Genomic DNA, 21,359 nt, shown 5'->3' with positions numbered 1-21,359 from the left:
GGGCGGTCGCGGTCGCACCGGTAAATCGTTACAGCAAACCGTATCACAGCACCCGGAGCTCCGTCGTCCAGAACGAGCGGACGGCGTCCGCGAGCGCCGCCTTCGGTTCGCCGGTCGCGTCGACGGCGGCCGTCGCGGTCGGCTCGAGCCCCGATTCGTCGACGAGCGTGTCGACGGTGCCGCGCTGGCCGACGAGATAGAGCGGCGTGTCGGCCCGTTCGCCCCCTGGTTCGTACGCCGCCAGCGCGTCGCGACAGCGCTCGAGGTGGTCGTCGATCTGCCCGTCGCGAATCCGCTCGAACCTGGCCTGCGAGAACCCGCCCTTCGAGTGGCTCCCCTTGACGTCGCTCTCGAAGCCGCGATAATCGACGCGCTCGTCGTCCTCGTAGACGCCGAGGGCGAACAGATCGGTCCGGACCAGCGCAACGGCGTGTCGGCCGGTCGGCAGGAACCACTCGCGCTCGAGGGCGAACCGATCGCGCCAGGCCGCGTCGACGTCCGGCGTGAGCGGCGGCTCGAGCGTCACGGCGAGCAATCCGGCGTCGTCGACGCAACACAGACACGGCGCGGCCTCGTCGACGAGCGCGACCCGATCGCCGAGCACGTCGTCCAGATCCGCACGGACTGAATCTGGCACCGCGTCGTCCACGCTGGCGGTCAGCGCACCCTCGGCTCCCGTTCGGAGGGACGCCAGCCGGTCGAGGACCGCCTCGAGCCGGGGGCCGCGCAGCTGGTCTCGGCGGCGAACTGTCAGCGCGCTTTCGTTCGCATCCACTCGCTCGAGTTCACCCTCGAGTTGGGCGATCCGATCCTCGAGCCGGTTGACCCGCTCTTCGGCGTCCTGTCGTGCCGTAGCGGCGTCAGCTCGGCGCTCGGATTCGGCCTCATAGCGCTTTCGCAACCGCTCGTTTTCCGCTTCGAGTTCGTCGATGCGTGCGTTGAGCGAGGCGCGGCCGAGCAACCTATCGAGCATCCGGCCGAAATCGGGAAGCGAGGCTACTTCTAGGTTCCGGCGTTCGGCGGCTCGTCACCGGTCGGCCCCGCGTCGTCGGCTCGCAAGCCGCCGGCAAACGAGAGCAGCTGACGGGCGCGCTCGCGCCTGGCCAGAAACACCTCTCGGAGCGATGGCGGGTTCCGGACGTCGATCCCCTCGAGCATCGATTCCGGCAACGCGAGCGTGTTCGTCGGGACGGCGTCCGCCCCGTGAACCGGGAAGTGACTGGTCTCGAGTTTCATCACCAGCGGCGCGTCGAGTCGCTCGACGCCGTCGCCGGTGGCGTACACTTCCTCGTTGATGCGTTCGTGCTGGTCGCTGTGCATGAGTGCGTGCTCCCCGTTGGTCGGGGTCACATAGAGACGTCCGAGATAGTAGCTTCGCGAGAACACCTCGAACATGGTACTTGATACCATGGCTCGAAGTGATATAACTGTTGGCAGGTAGGTTTAAGACGACCCGCTATCAGCGTGTTCTCCGATCGGCGGTCGCTCGTGCGATGTTCGGAACGATCGATCCCGGATCGATCCTATTAGATCTCAGATACTGTCCGGTCAGCGGCCGCTTCGCGCGAGTCCTCACCACAACGGGGGAGATGTCACGATTGTCCCCGTTGCAGTAGCGGTGATTGTGACATCTCTCCGATCACGGTATCGGCGCTCATGACGCCTCGCCGGACGCAGTAGCGACCAATCGTGAGACACCTCCGACCGGAGTAGCGAGTGATTGACACCCCGCTCTCCGAGTGAAACGATTTGAACCGTCCGCTAAACACCGGTGAACCGGGCCCGTAAACCGTCAGCTGATCGAGTCCGCTGACGGATACTCCAGCCGCCTTGAACGCTCAAAACGAATCTCAGTGCTCGGCCGGGGCGATTAAACGATTCGAACGAAGCTCCGTCTTTTTAGTACATTCACGCGGAGAAGAAAGACGATGAGACGCACGCGATCGGTTGCTCTCCTGGTGAGCCTCACCGTCGTCGCTCTGACTGTTACGCTGCTCGCGAGCGGTGCCGTCGCGAACACGTTCGCGGCCGACGCCGGCGGTGCCCAGTCCGACTCGACGAACGCGTCCGTCGGGACGGTCATGCAGGCGAGCGCAGCCGATACGGAAAACGGGGTCGAGTCGGGGATGTTCGATGCGGCCTACGAGCGCGCTGACAACGAGAGTCGGGCAGCGGTCGTCAGCGAGCGGACCGACGATCTCGAGGCGAAAGTAACTGCACTCGAGAACGAACGCGAGACGCTCGAGTCTCGACGCGAGGAGCTCTCCACTGGGGCCTACCGATCGCAAATGGCCCGACTGACGGTTCAAATCGCTAGCCTCGAGCGGACGATCGAACGAACGGAGTCCCGTGCCGACGAGGCCGGCATCGGCAGGGATCGGCTCGCGGAACTACGAGGGAACGCGACTGCGATCCGCCAGGCCGCTTCGGAGCACGCCGGACCGGATGTCGCGGCGGTCGCCCGGGGCGTGGCCGGCGGCGGACCCCCCGACGGTGATGCAGGGCCACCGGCCGATCGCGGCGGCCCCGATGACGACGTGTCGCCGAACCCCGGTCCCGAGACCGGCTCGCCGGGATCCGCACCCGGTGAGACGGCGACGGGAAACGGTTCTGACGCATCGAACAGTTCGGATGCGGGAACCGATCCCAACGGTCGCTCGTCGGGAAACGGCGCTGATGAGCGCTCGCCCGGCGCGACGTCGACCGACCCTGACGAACCGGACGGCGAATCGAACGATGGGTCGGATACCGACTCAGGGACGCCCAGCGGGGCCGACGCCGACAGCTGATCCACTTCACCCGGGCTCAAACCACGTCGATCAGTCGCGTATTGCGAGCAGACACGCTTTTCAGCGCCGATCACTAACGCTGTCTCGATGGATTCCGCCGCCCTGTTGGATTTACTCGGGAACGAAAACCGGAGGCGAATTCTCCAGTTACTCGCCCGGAAGCCGTGTTATGTTACTGAAATTTCTGAATACCTCGGCGTGAGTCCCAAGGCGGTCATCGAGCACCTGCGAAAACTCGAGGAGGCAGGGCTGATCGAGAGCCGCGTCGACGACCAGCGGCGGAAGTACTTCCATATCGCCCGGAACGTCCGACTCGAGGTGAACGTCTCGCCGTACGGGTTCGCGAGCAAGAGCGCCTATCCGGCCAACAGTAGTTTCGATATCACGACCTGTCGACACCTCTCTCTCGATATCTCGTGGGACGAAACCGAGAATCTCGACGAGTTACTCGCCGTGTTAGAAGATCTGGAACGGCTCGAAAACGAGCTGTCGCTGGCCCAGCGATGGGTGCAGGGCCGGCTCTACGACGTGCTCGAGAACATTTCCGAGACCGTCGGTGCCGGCCCGGAGAGTCGAATCTACGCCGACCTGCTCGCCAGCGTCCGCTCGGAACCGAAATCGGTCGGCGAACTCAGCGAAGACATCGACGCTCCCCGCGAAGTCGTCGCTGACTTACTCGAGGTGATGGCCGACAACGGGGTCGTTCGCCGGACGGAACGCGGCTGGGAACTGACGACGAACGGCTAACTCAGTCGATATCCTGCGAGAGCCCGTCGCGGAGGTCGCGACCGAAGTAGTAGCCCACGACGGACGCGAGGAGTCCGACGGTCGCGCCGACAGCGATGAGCGGCTGTCCGGAGCCGACGGCGATGAGGACGGTGTTGCTGATGACCGCTGCGACGCCGCCGACCGAGACGCCGGCCGCGCTCATCTCGAGATAGCGCCGCTTCGACGCGAGGAGCCCGATTATGAAGGCGACGGCGAACATGCCGATCATGCGGCCGGCAAACGGCAGTACGGTCGCCCCGGCCAGGACGCCGGCGCTGAGCACGCCGACGAGCGCGACGTACTCCTTCGGCGAGAAGTATCGCCCGAGCGAGAGTCGCGACGTGATCGGTGAGAGCCACGATCGCGACGAGTCGGTGTCGGACCCGGAGTCGGCTGTACTGTCGCCTTCGAGGCCTGCGTCTTGCGTCGGATCGAACCCCCTGAGAGGATCCACGTCGGTGTCGCCGCCCGCTGTGCTCCCCGCGGTCTCGGACGGCCCGTCGTCGGCCGTGGAGGCCGACTCCGAGAGCAGGCGATCCGTCTCCTCGAGGAGGTCGTCGGTCGCGGGGGCGTCCGGCTCCCGACTCTCGGTCACCTCGTCCGAACGGTCGCTCATACTCGAATCCAGGCCGGCCTCCATCATGGACCTTTCCCCGTCCGGACGCAGACTATTCCCTGCCCGGCCGCAGGCTATACGAGGGCGGCACCCCCATCGATCCTATGACCTGGGCTGTGACAGCTACGTTCGGCCTCTGTTCCATCGGGGCCGGCGCGTTCATCTACGTGCTCGTGGCGAACCTCGAGCCCCAGCCCGAGTATCCGGAACTGATGACGGACCTGCTTCGACTCCTCGGTCTCGCGATCGCGGTTGCGGCACTCGGGATCGGTCTGGTCTTTCTCGTCGCCGCCGGCTCTGCATACACGTGGTGACAGTGTGTGAGCATGTAGCGACAGTATATGCACATGTGGCGACAGCATGTGTACACGTGGCGACAGCGTCGAACGCTGCTCGTCCGAAAAATCAGTGAACGCGACCGTTAGCGAACCGAGTCGAGCAGGAGCTTCTGTTCGACCCGTTTGACCTCGTGTTGGACGTCGCGGACGGCGTCGATGTTCGCCGAGATCGAACTGATCCCTTCGTTGACGAGGAACCGGGCCATCTCGGGTTTAGAGCCGGCCTGTCCGCAGATGCTCGTATCGACGTCGTGTTCGCGACACGTCTCGATGACGTTACCGATGAGTCGGAGGATGGCGGGGTGAAGCTCGTCGAAGCGGTCGGCGACGTGCTCGTTGTTGCGGTCGACCGCGAGCGTGTACTGGGTCAGGTCGTTGGTCCCGAAGGAGGCGAAGTCGATGCCCGCTTCGGCCATTCCCTCGACGGACAGCGCGGCGGCCGGCGTCTCGATCATGGCGCCCCAGCGGCGCCTCTCGGGATCGATTCCCGCCTCCTTCATCAGCTCCTTGGTCTGGTAGATGTCCTCGGCGTCGTTGACCAGCGGGAGCATGATCTCGACGTTGTCGTAGCCCAGCTCGTAGAGGCGACGGAACGCCTCGAGTTCGTGGGCGAAGACGCCCGGCCGGTCGAGCGAGCGGCGGATGCCCCGGTACCCGAGCATCGGATTGTGCTCGTCGGGCTCGTCCTCGCCGCCCTCGAGCTGGCGGAACTCGTCCGTCGGCGCGTCGAGCGTGCGGACGCGGACGGGCCGCGGATAGAACTCGTCGGCGACGCCGCGAATTCCCTCGACGAGTTCCGTAATGTAGGCGTCCTCGCCGTTCTCCGCGATGAATTTCGCGGGCGTCTGGTTCAGCGAGAGGATCATGTGCTCCATACGGAGCAGGCCGACGCCGTCGGCACCTGTCGCGGCCGCTCGTTCGGCGGCTTCCGGGATGGAGACGTTGACCTTGACCTCCGTCGCGGTCATCGGTTTGACCGGCGACTGCGGGCGAACCTCCTCGACCGGTTCGGTTTCCTCATCGGGTTCGACTTCGGATCCCTCGAGCACCGCGCCCTTGTCACCGTCGAGCGTGACGACCTGACCGTCCTCGAGGGTGGTCGTGGCGTTGGTCGTCCCGACGATGGCGGGGACGCCCAGTTCGCGCGAGACGATGGCGGCGTGGCTGGTCATGCCGCCCTCATCGGTGATGATGCCCGAGGCCCGCTTCATCGCGGGCACCATGTCAGGCATCGTCATTTCGGTGACGATGATGTCGCCCTCGCTGACCTTATCGAGGTCGTCGAGCTTGATGACGATCCGCGCGGGACCGCTGACCGTCCCCGGACTCGAGCCGAGCCCGTCGACGAGCACGTCGCCAGTGCTACTCGAGTCGGTCCCGTCAGTACTGCCGCCTTCGGCGGCCTGCACGCTCCCGCTGCCGTCGGTCAGGCCCTTCGCGGCGTCGACGCTCCCGGTCGGATCCGCGACATCGCTTCCGTCCTCGTCGATCGTCGTGATCGGCCGCGACTGGAGCATGTAGACGTCACCGTCGACGATCGCCCACTCGACGTCCTGGGGTTCGCCGTAGTGGTCCTCGACGCGCTCGCCGAGGTCCATGAGCGCGTCGATCTCGTCGTCGGAGACGACTCGTTGGGTCCGCTTGTCCTCGGGCACTTCGCGCTCGATGGTCTGGCCGGTCGCCTCGTCTTTCTCGTGCATCACCTTCTTCTCGGCGATGGTGACGTCCATGGACCGGTCATCGCGATCGATGACGTAGTTATCCGGCGAGACGGCACCGGAGACGACGGCCTCGCCCAGCCCCCACGCGGCCTCGATGATCATCGTCGCGTCGCCCGTCGAGGGGTGGCTCGTAAACATCACACCCGACTTCTCGGCGTCGACCATCTGCTGGACGACGACCGCGATGTTCACTGCGGAGTGATCGAACCCCTGTTCTTGCCGGTAGTAGATCGCTCGCTGGGTGAACAGCGAGGCCCAACACTCCCGGACGCGGTCCAGCAGGGCTTCCTCGGTCACGTTGAGGAACGTCTCCTGTTGGCCCGCGAATGAGGCGTCCGGCAGGTCCTCGGCCGTCGCCGACGACCGAACGGCGACGAACGCCTCACCGTTGCCGACCTCGTGGTAGCTCTCGAGGATTTCCGTCTGCAACTCGTCGGGGAACGGCGTCTCGAGGATGAGTTCCTGTGCGCGGTCGGCCGCGTCGGCCAGCGCGGCCGAGTCGTCGACGTCGACGTCGACGGCCGCGAACAGCTCCTCGTCGATTTCGGCCTCTTCGATAAACGATCGATAGGTCCCAGCGGTGACGACGAATCCCGGTGGAACGGGCAGCCCCGCGCCCGTGAGCTCGCCCAGGGAGGCACCTTTACCGCCGACCGTCTCGAGGTCGCCGGCACTGATCTCGTCCAGCCAGAGTACAGCCATCTCTAGTGAGGTGGTCACTGGAACGAATAAAGAAGGTTGCGAACGGCCGCTATCAATTCTAACTCGAAACTGAATGATCCTTTCTCGTTTCTATCGTCAGACGGGTCGTTCCGATCGGGGTCGGCTGCTCGCGAATCGCTTGATTTTTCGAGATGGCGGCCTCGTACATCCAGATTCGATCGTCATACTCCGGTACCGCCGACTGACCTGTTTCTTGTGGCGAATATACGGTCTCGGAGACGGTCACCGCTGTCAGTCTCTCTCTCTCTCTCCGTCTCTCTGTTTCCCTGTCTGCCTGTGAAATCCGTTCCCGCAGCTACTCGGCTCCCGAGCGAGTATGGACTGGTGATCCGTCGCACGATCGAGGAAGCCGATATCAAGCCTCGAGAATCTCGTCCTCGGCGTCTTCGGGGACGACGATCGAGCCGTCGAGGACGGTGACGCCCCGGCCGCCGACCCGTACCGCGTCGTCGAGCCGAACGCGAACCAGACCCGGCCGGTCGACGTAGTGGCCCTGCTCGAGCCGGAGTTCATCGGGCAGGTCGTCGTCGAACGCCCCGAAGCGATCGAGGTACGCACAGACCGCCCCGCTGGCGGTGCCGGTGACCGGATCTTCCGGGACGCCGGCTCCCGGCGCGAACATGCGACCGTGGAGCGTCGACTCGGGCTCGAGCGCGTCGAACGAAAAGAGGTAGACGCCCGCGGCGTCGACCGCGTCGGTGAGGTCCTCGATCGCGGCCATGTCGGGCTCTGCATTCCCGACGTCCGAGAGGTACGTGATCGGCGCGATCAGGAACGGGAGGCCGGTCGAGGACACCGCGAGCGGAATGTCGGCGCTCGCGCCCTCGAGCGCGGCCGCATCGACGCCCAGCGCGTCCGCGACGCGGTCGTAGCCCACGTCGACTTCGCGGATCAACGGCTCGTCCTGCGTCATCCAAACCGTGCCGTCTGCCGCGACCTCAATGTCGAGGACACCGACGTTCGTCTCGAGCGTCGTCGCTCCGGGCTCGAGGCCCTCGTCGTGAAGGTGAGCGAAGCTCCCGATCGTCGCGTGACCGCAGAGATCGACCTCCTGGGTGGGCGTAAAGTACCGCACGCGACGGTCGGCGTCCTCGCTCGAGCGGAGGAACGCCGTCTCGCTGACGGCCATTTCGGCGGCGATCGCTTGCATCTGGTCGTCCGAGAGCCCGTCCGCGTTCGGAACGACGCCCGCCGGGTTCCCGGTGAGCGGTTCGTCGGTGAAGGCGTCGACCTGCAAGACTCGAATCGTCTCCATACGACGTGCGTGGTGCGACCGGCGTATGAATCCTCGGTCCCGCCGTCGGCGGACGGCCTACTCACAGCTCGCCGATCCACGAGGCGATGTCGTCGACGACCTCCTCAGCGACGTTGTTTCGAACGGCGTACGCGAACGCCAGCGACTCCCCTTTGCCCGGCATGAACAGGTGGTTGAGTCCCTCGTACGTCTCGAACGTCGTCGCCGACTTCCCGTCGAGTTCGCGCTCCCACCGCTCGAGGTCATCGGTCACGGTCACCTGAAAGTCGCGCTCGCCCTGCAGGAACCGGAACGGAACGTCGACCTCGGCCGCAGTCTGGACGTGGTCGTACGCCGTGATGCTGTCCCAGAAGGCCCCTGGTTTCCCGAGCAGCTGTTCGTCGGGCTCGTACTCGCCCTCTCGGACCCGGTCGCTCTCGTCGACCCAGGTCTCGTACGTGGCGCGCATATCTTCCCACTCGTGGCTTCCGACCGTCGCCTTGTGCTCGAGTTGCTCGAGGGTCAGTTCGAGATACGGCCGCGCCGGTGCGGCCAGCCCGACGACGCCGGCGAGATCACCGTCTCGAGCGGCGATCCTTGGCGCGGCTCGGCCGCCGAGTCCGTGCCCGACGACGACGATCCGGTCCGGGTCGACGCCATCGACGGCCCGGAGCCGCTCGATCGCGACCGCGGCGTCGTCGACGGTGACGCGATCGAGCGTGTACTCGTCGAGCGCGACCTCGCAGGCAGTATCGCGTTTGTCGTATCTGAGGGACGCAACGCCCCGCGTGGCGAGCCCCTCGGCGAGGTCCGCGAACGTCCTCGTGGCGCCTCGAGGAGTGTCCGCGGTCATCGGACCGTCATCGTGAACGAGGACGATGCCGGGAACCCCATTGCCGTCCGTGGGCGTCGCGACGGTCCCCGACAGCGAGCAGTCCGGAACCGAGAGCGAGACGTCTCTCTCGTCGAACGCGTTTGAATCGACGTACGTCGGTCGTTCGTACTCGTCGGCGATGCCACAGTTGCGGATCCGCGACTCGGTATCGACGATGACGCCGCAGTCGTGGTCGTCGCGGTCGAACGCCAGCGTCACGGTGACCACCTTGCCCCGGTTGCTCGCGGTCACGCTCGTCTCAACGACTTCCTCGAACGCGCCGCCGACCGTCTCGAAGGCCAGCCAGACTCGTTCGAGCCGACCGGGATCGCCGTACCGGTCCCGTTCGTTCTCCACGAATCGTTCACTGGCCCGTTCGAACCGCCCGTTCGCGAGGTCGTCGACGAACGCCGTCGCTACCTCGTCGGCGGACGTTGAGCCGTCGGTTTCGTCGTCAGCGCCGGTCCCGAGCAGATTGGTACAGCCGGCTGCCGCCGTTGCTGTCGCCGTCGATACCGCTGCCAGAACGGTCCGTCGTCGAGGTGCCATCGATACCGACTCGACCACGGTCTGTCAGATAAAGACGAGGTCGATTCTCTGTGACTGTGTTTGGGTTTGATATACGAAGGGGCCGCTTTAGGCGCGGCGCTCGATCAATCGTCGCTCGCTTCCTCGAGTGGACCGCCGTGCTCGTGGTCGGCCATCGGCGGCAGGTCGCCGGACTCGTGGGTCCCCACGGGCGGCCGGTTCACGTCCGCAGCGGGCGAGGACTCGAGGTCCGTCCGCTCGTTCCCCTCGATGGCCGTCATCTCGCCGCCTTCCCTCGCATCTTGATCGATCCGCATCGAGCAGAACTCCGCGCCGCACATCGAGCAGAATCGGGCTTCTTTGTAGTTATCCTCGGGGAGCGTCTGATCGTGGAACGACCGGGCGCGGTCGGGATCGAGCGCGAGGTCGAACTGCTCGCGCCACTCGAACTCGTAGCGGGCCTCCGAGAGGGCGTCGTCCCAGTCGCGAGCGCCGGGGCGTTCGTTCCCCACGTCGCCGGCGTGGGCGGCGATCCGGTAAGCCGCGAGACCGTCGCGGACGTCTTCCTCCTCGGGGAGGCCGAGGTGTTCCTTCGGGGTGACGTAACACAACATCGCGGCACCGGCCTGGGCAGCCATCGCGGCTCCGATGGCACTGGTGATGTGGTCGTAGCCCGGCGCGATATCAGTGACGAGCGGCCCGAGCACGTAGAAGGGCGCGCCGTCGCAGACTTCCTGCTGGCGCTCGACGTTCTCTGCAACTCTGTGCATCGGAACGTGGCCCGGCCCTTCGACCATCACCTGGACGCCGCGGTCCCAGCCGATGCGAGTGAGTTCGCCCAGCGTGTCGAGTTCGGCGTACTGGGCTTCGTCGCAGGCGTCGGCCAGACAGCCGGGGCGCAGGCTGTCCCCGAGGCTGAAGGTAACGTCGTGCTCGGCGAATATCTCGCAGATCTCCGGGAATATCTGGTACAGCGGGTTCTGCTCGCCGTTCTCTTCCATCCACTTGGCCATGATCGAGCCGCCCCGCGAGACGATTCCCGTCTTCCGCCCGTCGGTCAGCGGCAGGTGCTCTGCGAGAATTCCCGCGTGGATCGTCATGTAGTCGACGCCCTGCTCGGCCTGCTTTGCGATGATCTCGAGCAGCAGTTCTTTCGTCACATCTTCGGGGCTCCCGGCCTGCTTGACCGCTTCGTACAGCGGCACCGTCCCGATCGGGACCGGCGAGTGCTCGACGTGGGCTTCTCGGATCTCGTCGAGATCGCTCCCGGTACCCAGATCCATCACCGTATCCGCGCCGTAGTGGACCGCGGTGTGGAGCTTCTCGAGTTCCGTCTCGAGGTCGCTGGTCGTCTCGCTGTTGCCGATGTTGGCGTTGACTTTCGTCGCGAACTCGCGGCCGATGATCATCGCGTCGAGCGCGTCGTGGTTGACGTTCGCCGGAACGACGGCCTGTCCCTCGGCGACCTGCTCGCGGACGAACGCCGGATCGCGGTTCTCTCGTTCGGCGACGCGTTCCATCTCGGGCGTCACCGTCCCCTCGCGGGCGGCTTGAATCTGTGTCTGCGGCATCGATAACTAGGTTGTACTACTTGATTATAAATTGCCGGATGCCGGTCCCTCGCCAGTGACGGCGAGTTCGCTGGACGAGGACTTGCTCCCCTCGCTCGAGGTGTGCGAATCGTTTCAGCCGACTTAAGGGGGCCGCGCTCGAGAGACCGGGTAGGTGGCCATCAGATGTCCGACCTACCGGACGATTTCGACTGTACGATAACCAACTGGGAGTATATTTACGGCCTGTGTCGGGATGTCGCCGACGACGTGCGCGACGACGCGTTCGAGCCGGACGTCGTCGTCGCGCTGGCCCGGGGCGGCTGGTTCGCGGGGCGGTGTCTCTGTGACTTCCTCGGACTGAACGACCTGACGAGCCTGAAGATGGAACACTACGTCGGCGCCGCCGAGAAGACCGGCGAGCCGACCGTTCGCTACCCGATGCCCGAGGGCAGCGTCGAGGGCAAGGACGTCCTCATCATCGACGACATCGCCGACACCGGCGGCTCGATCGAGCGCGCATACGAGTACGTCGACGACCGCGACGCCGGCGAGGTCCGCACCGCGACCCTCCAGCTGCTCGGCACCAGCGAGTTCCAGCCCGACTACGTCGGCGAACGCCTCGAGGAGTGGACCTGGGTCGTCTACCCGTGGAACTTCATCGAGGACATGGTGGACCTGATCACCAGTGCGATGGAGAAGGCCGACCAAGAGAGCTTCACGAACGACGAGATCCGTCACTTCCTCACCGAACACCACGGTATCGAGCGCATCGAGATGGAAATCGCCCAGCCCGACCGGCTGTCGGAAGTCCTCAGCGAGATGGAACGCCGCGAGGTGCTCGAGTCGGCCGATTCGGACGAGTGGGCGCTCGTCGAGAACTGACCGTCCGACTCGTTCTCCGCTCGAGGTAGCTCCTCGTCTCCCCATCCGCTTGTCACTCCGACGTGGACTCGGTATCCGCCGTTTTCGTCGCCCCCTCAGTCGATCCCTCGGTTTCGTCGTCCCCATCGACCAGCGCGCCCTTCCACGTGCCGCGCGAAAACCACGCGACGGCGGCGATCGCACCGACGATATCGCCGATTACGACGCCCGTCCAGATACCGGTCGGTCCCCAGTCGGCGACGAAGACTAGGTAGGCGGTAACGGGGACGCGCACGATCCAGAGCCCGAGCACGGCGAACGCGAGCGCCGTCTTCGTGTTGCCGGCCCCGCGGAACGCGCCCTGGACGACCTGTAGGACGCCCATGAAGGCGAAGCCGACCGCGGCGAACCGGAGGTAGGTCACGCCGTAGTCGATCGTCGCCGCTTTCCCCGCCGCGTCGGCGGTGACGAACACCGAAACGAACGGCTCCGGAAAGAGGAACGCGAATATACTGGCCGTGAACATGACCGCGCCGATCACGCTCGCGGCGATCCGGACCGCCCTCGCCGCCCGATCGGGGTTCCCCGCACCCAGATTCTGGCCGACGATCGAGTCAGTCGCCTGTCCCAATCCCAGCGCCGGCAGAAAGGCCAGCGAGATCAGTCGATTTCCCAGGCCGTAGGCCGCGACGACCGCCGGCGGGAAGGTCACGACGATCGCCGTCATCGCGACCAGGGCCAGGGCCGTCATCGACTGCTCGAGCGCCGTCGGGACCCCCAAGCGGGTGATCTTCGCGACGTACTCCCATCGCGGCCGGAGGTGGCTCGGCTGGATGTCCGGACCCACGTCGGTGTAGTACAGCAAGTAGAAGCCGATCGCCGTCGCGAGCCCCCGCGAGATGAGGGTCGCGACGGCGGCTCCCTCGACCTCGAGGCGGGGGAACGGACCGACGCCGAAGATGAACAGCGGATCGAGCGCGAGATTGAGGACGACGCTGACGAGCATCACGCGCATCGGCGCTCGAGTGGTGCCGTAGCCGCGCATGAGCGCGACGAAGACGAAAAAGCCAAACAGGAAGGGAAGCCCGAGGAAGAAGATCCGGAGGTAGCCGGCCGCGAGCGGGATGATCTCGGCTTGCGTCGCGGCGTCGGCGGGCAGGGCGGCGAGGAGCGGCCCCGTGGCGAAAAAGCCCAGCGTACTCAGTCCGACAGCGACCAGCGAGACGAACGACAGCGTCTGGCCGGCGATCAGTCCGGCGTCGCCGCTTTTCGCGCCGGTGTGCTGGGCGATCAGGATCGCGCCGGCCGTCGTGAAGCCGCCGCCGATCGCGATCAGCAAGAAGAGGATCGGAAACGCGAGGCTCACGGCCCCCACCGCGTCGGGCGAGAGCGCCCCCAGCCAGAAGGTGTCGCCCACGTTGTAGGCGACCTGTAACAGCTGAATGACCACGAGCGGCCACGCGAGCCGGATCATCGGTCGAACGAGAGGGCCGTCCGTGAGCGTTCCATCGTCCGATTCCGCAACCATAGCGAAACATGACGGCGGCGCTACTTGGGTTCTCGTGAGCCGTGGTAGCGACAGCCATCAGTTTCGACTACCGGCACGGATCACCGCTTCGCGACGAGCCCGGGAGGAACCAGTCCGTTTACGGTTCTGCTCGGCCCATCTCTCGCCATGACGATCGGCGTAATCGGCGGCAGCGGCATCTACGACGCACTGCCACTCGAGAACACCCGCAAAGAGGAAATCTCGACACCGTACGGCGAGCCGAGCGAGGCGGTCACCCGCGGTGAACTCGCTGGGCGAGACGTCGCGTTCCTCCCGCGTCACGGCGAGAACCATCAGCATCCGCCGACCGACGCGGCCTATCGGGCGAACATCTACGCGCTCAAATCGGTCGGCGTCGACCGTGTCATCGCCACGAACGCGGTCGGGAGCCTGCGCGAGGACCTGCCGCCGCGAACGCTGGTTATTCCCGACCAGATCTTCGACCGAACCAAACACCGCACGCCCACCTTCTTCGGCGACGGCATGGTCGTCCACATGGGCTTTGCCGATCCGTACTGTCCCGAACTGGTCTCCCACCTCGCGGAATCGGCACGGGAAGCGACCGACGGCGGAACGAAAACCCAGGAAGACGGCACGTACGTCTGCATCGAAGGCCCGCAGTACTCTACCCGGGCCGAGAGCGAGTTCTACCGCGACCAGGGCTGGGACATCGTCGGTATGACCGCCATCCCGGAGGCCAAACTCGCCCGCGAGGCCGAGCTGAGCTACGCCACCGTCGCCGGCGTCACCGATTACGACGTCTGGAAGCAAGACAGCGAGGTCACCCTCGAGGAGGTCCTCGAGAACGCCGCGGCCAATCAGGACGCGATCAACGCAGTCGTCGAACGCGCCATCCGAACGATGCCCGAGGACTTCGAGAGCGAGGCCTGGAGTGCCCTCGAGGGGACGATCAACACGCCACAGGAGGCGATCCCCGAAGAGACGCTCGAGCGCGTCTACCTGCTGGCCGGCGACTACCTCGAGTGAGTCTAGTCGAACGCGCGCCTGAGCTCCAGCGCGGTCGTCTCGTCGCTTCGGTCGATGCGCTGGGCCCGCTCGAGGCGCGGCGGTTCTTCGTCCGACCGCATCCCGTCGCCTGACGGCGATCCCGTTGCTCGTTCTCGTTCCCGTTCCCGTTCCTGTTCTGCATTTCGACTTCGGCCCGGTTCACGCGCCGTCGATTGGGTCGGCGACGGATCCGGTACCGCGGTTCGCTCGGCCTCGGGACGCGAGTCGATGGCGTCCCCGAGCGCGACGCAGTCGCCACAGAAGTCGTTGCTCCCCCACTCGAGGGTGTGAAGCGGCACGCCGAGGACGACGATCTGTCGAGCGTAGCGGCGGTGCGTGCCGGATTCGGCCAGCACGCCACAGCGGACGCACTGTCGCCGACCGGTGTCGAACGGCTCCTCCTCGAATCGGTACTCGATCCCGAAGGTGTGAGCCGGATACAGCGGGAGGCGGCTTACGAGGAGGAGACCGACAAGGACCACCAGGAAACTCACGGCAGAAATCCACATCGCGACCGTCGGCTCGAACCGGTACAGCGGCCCGACCAGGGCCCCCGCGAGGAGGGCGATTGGCAGCAGCTTCCGAACCAGCGCGAACGTCTCGACGCGACTCCGAAAGAGGACATCGTCCGGCCTCGTCATCGACTCGAGGTTTCGCCGGTGCGGGCTAAACGCTTGTGGGCGCTCGAGGAGACCGAATCGGGAGTCAGTACGACTGCCGGTCGATAGCCGAGCGCGGTATCGAATATCCGGCGTTCAATGGGGTACGAACCGTCGAAGTCACGAACTGACGCTCTTTCACTCACTCGACCCAGAACGCTCGTTGCCGGTCTTCGATTTCCGCGAGTACCATCGAGAGGATATCGCGCCAATCTGGCGGGTGTGACGAGTCGGTCCCCGGTGTCGGCGCGTCGGGACCTGGGTGCACGTGGTCACGTGCGTTGTGGTCGGACGGATGTCGATCCCACCGATGATCGAACGTTCCCTCGTCATGCGTTTCGTGGTACTGAAGCGAACAGTCCCCGTTCTCGAACCACACGATCTCCAGGCGGGCCGTGTGAACGCTGCGCGGGTAGAAACTGGAATCGTATACGCCCACCACCCGATCCGGTGCGAACGACGGCTGTACCCTAATCTCGTCGAATCGTTCGTCAGTAGACAACCGTTCCGCGATGACCTCGAGCCGGTCGAAATCAACCGGTGCTCCGCCGCTGTCTTCAGGTGTTCCCATCCCGTCGTTTCGGTCGGTCATACGGCGGTTCGTTCCGTAGCTGAATCGCCGGAATCAGTCGTCAACGCCCGCTCGAGAAGGCTGATCCGACGACGAGTCGTCTTCCACGCGGAAACGTCTTCCCAGACCTCCTCGACCGAGCGACCGGTCTCCGAGGCGCGAGCGGCGATCGAAACCGCGTTCGGGGAGTCGACCTTGAACATCTCACCGTACTCCTCGTCGCGCTCCGTCTCCGCGGCCAGGTAGTCCAGGAGTTCATCAGTCGTGTGTCGATCCCGGAGTCGCTGGACGCGCCGCCAGTTCAGGTACTCCTGATTCCGCTCATACGTCGCTGGCGACTCGGTGACCCGTGTGACGATTCCCATCCGGTGGAACCACTCCAAGTACTCCCGTGCCGCGTCTACCCCGTGACCGGCGTACTCGGCGACATCACCGACCGTCGCTGGACTATCCAGTCCGAGAACCGCATCAAAGAAGTCGTCGCGCGTGCGATCACCGTGAACGACTTCCGCAGTCGGCGTCAGCGAATCGAACTCCGGCGATTCTGCGCGTTCCTCAGCACTCGCCGTCAGTTCCGAGTTCGGTTCGTCCATAGCTACTGCGTCGAGCCGAAGCGGAATAAATCTTCTCTCGACGGAATATCTCTCGACCTTCACGGTCGGTGAACGGACGCACGGTATCATCACCTGCGGAACAGCCGATCGGTTCCGACGGTCACTCGTGGACGGCGCGCTCGTGATTCAGCTAAATCGGTATCGCCTGCACGAACGGCGTCTACAGATGCGGCGACCGTATCGGACCGCTCCCGACTATCCCGGTCTCCGATCATCGTCCCGATTCATCGAGCGGACAGTTGAGCGGCCGGCAGACGTGGCGCTGTGACAACCGTCACGTAGCGCTACTCGAGCCGAACAACGAACCGGTTCAGAACACTCAGTCGGCGATCGCTTCGCTTGCCTCCGCCTCCACTGTAGCCTCCTTGACCCAGAGGTCGCCGAACAGTTCGTCCTGCTCGAGCGTCACCGTCCCCCGATGGGCCAGAAAGAGCAGCGCGAGGTAGGTCATGACGCGCGTCCCGCCGACACCGTCGATTTCGGCGTACAGCACCTCGTCGCGGCCTCGCTCGTAGCGGTCTTCGAGTTCCGTCTCGACGTCGTCGATGACCGCCTCAATGTCCTCCTCGTGGGTCGTGTGGGTCACGTCGTCGCTGGTCGGCTCGTCGTCGACCCGGAAGTCGTCGCCCGAGTGGTAGTTCAGCTCCTGCACGCCACGATCGTACCCCTTCGGCGAGTCGCTCGTATCGTAACTTCGCGACTCCTTCCACCAGGTGTCGCGCTCGGCGGTCCGAAGCTCGCGGACCAGTTCGTCCAGCGTCTCCGGCTTCCCGCGGGCGTGCTTTCGCTCGAGGCGGCGCTCCATCTCCTCCTCGAGGTTCTCGACGGGATCGAATCCCGGCGGATACTCCCGTCCGTCATCGTCTGCCGGGTCCATCGGCCCGTCGTCGGCGAAGGGCGCTTCCCACGGCGGGAGCTCCTCCTCGTCGGGCTCGTCGGTGGCGAACAGCTCGTCGCTTTTCATCCGCAGGAGGACGCTCGCGTAGAACAGCGCCCGCCCGGAGGTTCGCAGGTCGACCTCGTCGATCGCCTCGAGGAACTTGTCGGTGACCGCGACGATGTCGATGTCCCACGGGTCGATGTCGCCGTCCTTCGCGAGCTGAACGAGCAATTCGACGGGCTCGACCGTCTCCTCCTCTTCGCCGTTTTCGTCGCCTTCGGACGTCTCCGTGGCCGTTTCGACGTCCGCGAACTCGAGGACGGAACCGTCGGCCCCGACCGGTGGGCTCTCGTCGTCGGAATCGTCGTCCGTGCTCGAGTCCGCGTCCCCGGGGCGCTCGCGGTCCTCGTGGCCCGCGATGTCGAGGGGGATCTCGTCCCCCCCATCAGTATAAAAGTCGTCGTGATTAGTCACTGACCGGCACCTCCTCCCCGCTGCCGTCGCCGCCGTCGCTCAGATCGATTCCAGTAACAGCGCTCACGTTATCCTGTTGCATCGTCACACCGATCGCCCGCTCGGAGCGATCGAGCATCGCCGACCGGTGGGAGACGACGACGAACTGGGCCTTGTCGGAGAGTTCGTCGACCATCTCGCCGATCCGATCGGCGTTGACGGCGTCGAGGAAGGCGTCGACCTCGTCGAGCGCGTAGAACGGGGCCGGGTTGTGCCGCTGGATCGCGAAGATGAAGGCGAGCGCGGTCAGCGACTTCTCGCCGCCGGACATCGCGTCCAGGCGCTGGATCGGCTTGTCCCCCGGCTGTGCCTTCATCGTCAGCCCGCCGTCGAACGGATCGTCCTCGTCCTCGAGGTGGAGCGTCCCCGTCCCCTCCGACAGCTTCTCGAAGATCTCGGTGAAGTGGGCGGCGATCGCGTCGTAGGCGTCCATGAACGTCTGCTTCTTCTGGGTCTCGTACTGCTCGATCCGCTCGCGAATGCCGTCGGCCTCTTCGACCAGCGTTTCCCTGCCCTCCTCGAGCGTCTCGAGATCGCTCCGGACCTCGTCGTACTCGTCGATCGCGAGCATGTTCACCGGCTCCATCGCCTCCATATCCGCCTGCAGGTAGTCGATCATCTCGAGGACGGTGTCGTGATCCGGCACGTCCTCGGGGTCGTAGTCGCCGACCTCCGATTCGAGGGACTCGATCTCCCACTCGAGGCTGCTCGCGCGCTCGCCGGCGTCCTCGAGTTTGCTTTCGACGGTGTTGACCCGATCCTGCTGTTTGTCGCGGTCCGTCCGAGCCTCGGACAGTTCCTCCTTGAGGTCGCTGCGCTCGGATTTCAGTTCCGTGAGCTCTGCTTCGAGTTCCGCGACGGCCTCGTGTTTCGCCTCGAGCGTCTCGCGTTTCCCGTCGATTTCCGCCTCGTACTCATCGATTCGGTCTTCGTGCTCGGCCGTCCGGTTTTGCGCGGCCTCGATGTCGTCGTGGAGGTCCTCGATGGCGTCCTCGGCGTACTCCTTCTCGAGGCTCAGCTCGTTGAGTTCATTGTCGAGTTCCTGAATGCGGTCCTCGCGCTCGTCGATCTCGGCCTCGAGCGCCTCGATCTGGTCGGTCAGCTCGGGGATCTTCGAGTCCGCGAGCTCGCGCTCGAGATCGGAAATATCCGCCTCGAGTTCCTCGACCGTCGCCGTCTTCGCGTCGATATCGTCGGAGATCTCGTTCATCCGCTCGTCGACCGATTCGCGCTCCTCGCGGAGCTCCTCGAGGTCCGACTCGAGGGATTCGATCTCCGTCTCGATCGCCTCGCGTTTCTCCTCGAGGCCCTCGAGTTCGGACTCGATCGACCGAACTTCGTCGGCCGCGTCGCTCTTGCGGTCGCGGGCGTCGTCGAGTCGCTCCTCGACGCCGCGGGAGTCCTCGCGAAGCGACTTCCGTTCTTCCTGCAGTTCCGTGATCTGTTTTGCGACGCGCTCGAGTTGGCCCTCGCCGCCGCCGGTAAAGGAGTAGCGCGAGCCGCCGCCGGAGCCGCCGGTCATCGCCCCGCTCTTCTCGACTAAGTCGCCGTCGAGCGTGACCATCCGATAGTCGCCCATGTACGAGCGGGCGGTCTCGATGTCCTCGACGACCAGCGTGTCACCGAGGACGTAGGAGAAGACCCCCGAGTACTCATCATCGAAGTCGACGAGGTTGTACGCGAAGTCGACGATCCCCGGATCGCTCGGCGCGTTGGGGAGTCGACGCTGGCTCATGTCCGTCAGCGGCAGGAAGGTCGCTCTCCCCGCGTTTCGGGACTTGAGGTGCTCGATACATTGCTGGCCGATGACGTCGTCGTCGACGATCACGTTCGCCAGCCGACCGCCGGCGGCGGTCTCGCAGGCGACCGCGTACTCGCCGGGGACGGTCCCCAACTGGGCGACCGCGCCGTGAACGCCATCGATCCCCGAGTTGAGGATCGTCGTCACCGCGCGACCGAACGAGGAGTCGCCGCTCTCGCCCGCGTTGGCCTCGAGTTCGGCGTACTCCTGTTGTTTGGCCTGGATCTCGTCGTCGAGCTCGTCGATATCGGACTGCAGCCGTCGCTTCTCGCTCTTGAGGTCGTCGACGACCTCCGCGATGTTCGCGCGGTTCCGCTCGGCCTTCTCGAGTTCCCGCTCGAGGTCGCCGCGCTGGCTCTCGAGTTCGGGGAGCTCCTCGCGTCTCTCCTCGATCGTCTGCGCTTTCTCGCTGATGTTGTTCGACCGTCGCCGGGCCTCGTCGAGCAGGCGGTCCTGTTCGCGCTGGAGGTCGTTCCGCTCCATCTTCACGTCCTCCAGTTGCTCCTTGCGCTCGGCCAGATCAGTCTTGAGTTCGTCGAACTCGGTATCGACGGCATCGATTTCGGCCTCGAGTTCGTCGCGTTCGGCCTCGCGTTCCTGAATCTCGCTCTTGATCGAGGCCTTCTCGAGTTTGTGCTCGCGCATCTCGTCGGTGAGGTCGTCGATCGTCTCCTGCTTGCGGTCGATCTGGACGAACGCCTCGCGGCGCTTGGATTCGGCCTCCTCGATCGCCTCCTCGCTGGCCTCGATCTTGTCCTCGAGCCGCGAGATGTCGCCTTTGATCTCCTCGATCTCGCTTTTGATCCGGAGCTGTTCGTCCTCGCCCTTGCGCTCGATGTCCGCGTTCAGGTCCTCGAGGTCTTCCTGGAGGCGGACGACCGTCCCCTCGCGCTCGTCGAGTTCGCGCTGGAGCTCCCGGAGTTCGTCCTCGAGGTCGTCGACCTCGCGCTCGACCGACGCGAGTTCGGCGCGTTTCTCCTCGAGTTCGCTGGCTTTCTTGTAGCCCTCGTACTCCTCTTTTTCGCGGCGGAGCCGGCGGTATCGCATGGCCTCCCGGCGTTCGTCCGCGAGTTGGTCGAGGCGGTCGCGTTTCTCCTCGATGCGGAGTTCGGCCTCGTCGATCCGTTCCTGGACCGTCTCGAGTTCGCCGAAGGCGTCTTCCTTCTTGGCGTCGAACTCCGCGACGCCCGCGATCTCGTCGATGATCTCTCGGCGGGCGTGAGGCGTCATGTTGATGATCTCGGTGACGTCGCCCTGCATGACGACGTTGTACCCCTCCGGGGTGATCCCGGCCTGTGCGAGCAGGTCCTGAATGTCAGAGAGGTTGACCGAGCGGTCGTTGAGGTAGTAGTAGGAGTAGTAGTTGTCCTCGGTCTCTTTCACTCGCCGGCGGATGCGAATCTCGTCGACGTCGCCGACGTCGTCGCTGCCCGCGGCGTTGACGACCTGCGATCGATCGAGGGTGCCCTCGGAGTTGTCGAGAATCACCTCGACGGTGGCTTCGCGGGGGCCGCTCGCGGTCTCCTCGCCCTCGTGACCGGGGTTGTAGATGAGGTCCGTCAGCTTCTCGGCGCGAATCCCGCGGGTGCGGGCCAGTCCGAGCGCGAAGAGGACGGCGTCGATGATGTTCGACTTCCCGGAGCCGTTCGGACCCGTAACGACGGTGAAATCCTCGTAGAACGGGATCTTCGTCTTTCTACCGAAACTCTTGAAATTGTCGAGGACGATCGCTTTGATATACATTCTCTTTACGCGACCT

Annotated in this window: 18 protein-coding genes; 5 read left to right on the top strand and 13 right to left on the bottom strand. The window is 65.1% G+C overall.

The annotated features are described in order from the left end of the window. Positions 1-43 precede the first annotated feature (43 nt). Together CP556_RS03385 and CP556_RS03380 are read right to left on the bottom strand one after the other, a co-directional pair. The gene (locus tag CP556_RS03385) at positions 44-973 is read right to left on the bottom strand and encodes a Vms1/Ankzf1 family peptidyl-tRNA hydrolase (protein WP_098724339.1); all 930 of its coding nucleotides are present in this window, start codon (positions 971-973) and stop codon (positions 44-46) included. A gap of 29 nt (positions 974-1,002) precedes the next feature. Continuing rightward, complete coding sequence (locus tag CP556_RS03380) at positions 1,003-1,395, bottom strand: DUF5802 family protein (protein ID WP_098724338.1); 393 nt, start codon at positions 1,393-1,395, stop codon at positions 1,003-1,005. A gap of 533 nt (positions 1,396-1,928) precedes the next feature. Between CP556_RS03380 and CP556_RS03375 the strand changes: the two genes are divergently transcribed. Further along, positions 1,929-2,789, top strand: a complete 861-nt coding sequence (locus CP556_RS03375) for a hypothetical protein (protein ID WP_098724337.1) — start codon at positions 1,929-1,931, stop codon at positions 2,787-2,789. 87 nt (positions 2,790-2,876) lie between these two features. Then, positions 2,877-3,536 (top strand): ArsR/SmtB family transcription factor, encoded by a 660-nt coding sequence (locus CP556_RS03370; protein WP_098724336.1) that lies wholly within the window; start codon positions 2,877-2,879, stop codon positions 3,534-3,536. Position 3,537: 1 nt separating this feature from the next. Here the strand turns inward: CP556_RS03370 and CP556_RS03365 are convergent, their stop codons facing one another. Next, positions 3,538-4,173 (bottom strand): DUF456 domain-containing protein, encoded by a 636-nt coding sequence (locus tag CP556_RS03365; protein WP_176548107.1) that lies wholly within the window; start codon positions 4,171-4,173, stop codon positions 3,538-3,540. A 104-nt stretch (positions 4,174-4,277) separates the two neighbouring features. Here CP556_RS03365 and CP556_RS03360 point away from each other — a divergent pair, with 104 nt between their 5' ends. Beyond that, positions 4,278-4,487 carry a hypothetical protein gene (locus tag CP556_RS03360; protein ID WP_098724334.1) on the top strand — a complete coding sequence of 70 codons (210 nt, stop codon included), beginning with the start codon at positions 4,278-4,280 and terminating at the stop codon, positions 4,485-4,487. A 107-nt stretch (positions 4,488-4,594) separates the two neighbouring features. On the opposite strand, the gene ppsA is transcribed toward CP556_RS03360, so the two are convergent. The 4 genes from ppsA to thiC form a co-directional block, all read right to left on the bottom strand. Further along, positions 4,595-6,934, bottom strand: a complete 2,340-nt coding sequence (gene ppsA, locus CP556_RS03355; RefSeq protein ID WP_098724333.1) for a phosphoenolpyruvate synthase — start codon at positions 6,932-6,934, stop codon at positions 4,595-4,597. 376 nt (positions 6,935-7,310) lie between these two features. After that, positions 7,311-8,210, bottom strand: coding sequence for a PhzF family phenazine biosynthesis protein (locus CP556_RS03350; RefSeq protein ID WP_098724332.1), 900 nt, complete (start codon positions 8,208-8,210; stop codon positions 7,311-7,313). A 61-nt stretch (positions 8,211-8,271) separates the two neighbouring features. After that, positions 8,272-9,612: an alpha/beta hydrolase gene (locus tag CP556_RS03345; RefSeq protein ID WP_098727267.1), complete on the bottom strand. Its 1,341-nt coding sequence runs from the start codon at positions 9,610-9,612 to the stop codon at positions 8,272-8,274. Between the two features lie 104 nt (positions 9,613-9,716). Further along, entirely contained in the window at positions 9,717-11,162 is a 1,446-nt protein-coding gene (thiC, locus tag CP556_RS03340; RefSeq protein ID WP_098724331.1) for a phosphomethylpyrimidine synthase ThiC, read from the bottom strand. A 165-nt stretch (positions 11,163-11,327) separates the two neighbouring features. On the opposite strand from thiC, the gene CP556_RS03335 reads away from it, so the two are divergent. Then, positions 11,328-12,026, top strand: coding sequence for a phosphoribosyltransferase (locus CP556_RS03335; protein ID WP_098724330.1), 699 nt, complete (start codon positions 11,328-11,330; stop codon positions 12,024-12,026). Positions 12,027-12,078: 52 nt separating this feature from the next. On the opposite strand, the gene CP556_RS03330 is transcribed toward CP556_RS03335, so the two are convergent. Next, positions 12,079-13,533, bottom strand: a complete 1,455-nt coding sequence (locus CP556_RS03330; RefSeq protein WP_098724329.1) for an MATE family efflux transporter — start codon at positions 13,531-13,533, stop codon at positions 12,079-12,081. Between the two features lie 147 nt (positions 13,534-13,680). On the opposite strand from CP556_RS03330, the gene mtnP reads away from it, so the two are divergent. Further along, complete coding sequence (gene mtnP, locus CP556_RS03325; RefSeq protein WP_098724328.1) at positions 13,681-14,541, top strand: S-methyl-5'-thioadenosine phosphorylase; 861 nt, start codon at positions 13,681-13,683, stop codon at positions 14,539-14,541. A 2-nt stretch (positions 14,542-14,543) separates the two neighbouring features. Here mtnP and CP556_RS03320 read toward each other — a convergent pair whose 3' ends face one another. From CP556_RS03320 to smc, 5 genes are all read right to left on the bottom strand, one after another. Beyond that, on the bottom strand, positions 14,544-15,203 hold the full coding sequence (locus tag CP556_RS03320) for a DUF8108 domain-containing protein (RefSeq protein WP_098724327.1): 660 nt from the start codon (positions 15,201-15,203) through the stop codon (positions 14,544-14,546). Positions 15,204-15,363: 160 nt separating this feature from the next. Further along, positions 15,364-15,813, bottom strand: a complete 450-nt coding sequence (locus CP556_RS03315; protein ID WP_098724326.1) for a toxin-antitoxin system TumE family protein — start codon at positions 15,811-15,813, stop codon at positions 15,364-15,366. Continuing rightward, the gene (locus CP556_RS03310; RefSeq protein WP_098724325.1) at positions 15,810-16,385 is read right to left on the bottom strand and encodes a DUF7342 family protein; all 576 of its coding nucleotides are present in this window, start codon (positions 16,383-16,385) and stop codon (positions 15,810-15,812) included. The genes CP556_RS03315 and CP556_RS03310 overlap by 4 nt, the downstream gene beginning before the upstream one ends. A 340-nt stretch (positions 16,386-16,725) precedes the next feature. Continuing rightward, on the bottom strand, positions 16,726-17,760 hold the full coding sequence (locus tag CP556_RS03305) for a segregation and condensation protein A (protein WP_098724324.1): 1,035 nt from the start codon (positions 17,758-17,760) through the stop codon (positions 16,726-16,728). Further along, the gene (gene smc, locus CP556_RS03300; RefSeq protein WP_098724323.1) at positions 17,753-21,343 is read right to left on the bottom strand and encodes a chromosome segregation protein SMC; all 3,591 of its coding nucleotides are present in this window, start codon (positions 21,341-21,343) and stop codon (positions 17,753-17,755) included. The genes CP556_RS03305 and smc overlap by 8 nt, the downstream gene beginning before the upstream one ends. Positions 21,344-21,359 lie beyond the last annotated feature (16 nt).

The sequence above is a fragment of the Natrinema sp. CBA1119 genome (genome assembly GCF_002572525.1).
Lineage (GTDB): Archaea > Halobacteriota > Halobacteria > Halobacteriales > Natrialbaceae > Natrinema.
This window is presented reverse-complemented; position numbering and strand designations above follow the sequence as displayed.

Bases quoted from the DNA above. Each gene is read 5' to 3' on its own strand.
- CP556_RS03385 (WP_098724339.1), bottom strand. From the start codon at position 973: ATGCTCGATAGGTTGCTCGGCCGCGCCTCGCTCAACGCACGCATCGAC.
- CP556_RS03380 (WP_098724338.1), bottom strand. From the start codon at position 1,395: ATGTTCGAGGTGTTCTCGCGAAGCTACTATCTCGGACGTCTCTATGTG.
- CP556_RS03375 (WP_098724337.1), top strand. From the start codon at position 1,929: ATGAGACGCACGCGATCGGTTGCTCTCCTGGTGAGCCTCACCGTCGTC.
- CP556_RS03370 (WP_098724336.1), top strand. From the start codon at position 2,877: ATGGATTCCGCCGCCCTGTTGGATTTACTCGGGAACGAAAACCGGAGG.
- CP556_RS03365 (WP_176548107.1), bottom strand. From the start codon at position 4,173: ATGAGCGACCGTTCGGACGAGGTGACCGAGAGTCGGGAGCCGGACGCC.
- CP556_RS03360 (WP_098724334.1), top strand. From the start codon at position 4,278: ATGACCTGGGCTGTGACAGCTACGTTCGGCCTCTGTTCCATCGGGGCC.
- ppsA (WP_098724333.1), bottom strand. From the start codon at position 6,934: ATGGCTGTACTCTGGCTGGACGAGATCAGTGCCGGCGACCTCGAGACG.
- CP556_RS03350 (WP_098724332.1), bottom strand. From the start codon at position 8,210: ATGGAGACGATTCGAGTCTTGCAGGTCGACGCCTTCACCGACGAACCG.
- CP556_RS03345 (WP_098727267.1), bottom strand. From the start codon at position 9,612: ATGGCACCTCGACGACGGACCGTTCTGGCAGCGGTATCGACGGCGACA.
- thiC (WP_098724331.1), bottom strand. From the start codon at position 11,162: ATGCCGCAGACACAGATTCAAGCCGCCCGCGAGGGGACGGTGACGCCC.
- CP556_RS03335 (WP_098724330.1), top strand. From the start codon at position 11,328: ATGTCCGACCTACCGGACGATTTCGACTGTACGATAACCAACTGGGAG.
- CP556_RS03330 (WP_098724329.1), bottom strand. From the start codon at position 13,533: ATGGTTGCGGAATCGGACGATGGAACGCTCACGGACGGCCCTCTCGTT.
- mtnP (WP_098724328.1), top strand. From the start codon at position 13,681: ATGACGATCGGCGTAATCGGCGGCAGCGGCATCTACGACGCACTGCCA.
- CP556_RS03320 (WP_098724327.1), bottom strand. From the start codon at position 15,203: ATGACGAGGCCGGACGATGTCCTCTTTCGGAGTCGCGTCGAGACGTTC.
- CP556_RS03315 (WP_098724326.1), bottom strand. From the start codon at position 15,813: ATGACCGACCGAAACGACGGGATGGGAACACCTGAAGACAGCGGCGGA.
- CP556_RS03310 (WP_098724325.1), bottom strand. From the start codon at position 16,385: ATGGACGAACCGAACTCGGAACTGACGGCGAGTGCTGAGGAACGCGCA.
- smc (WP_098724323.1), bottom strand. From the start codon at position 21,343: ATGTATATCAAAGCGATCGTCCTCGACAATTTCAAGAGTTTCGGTAGA.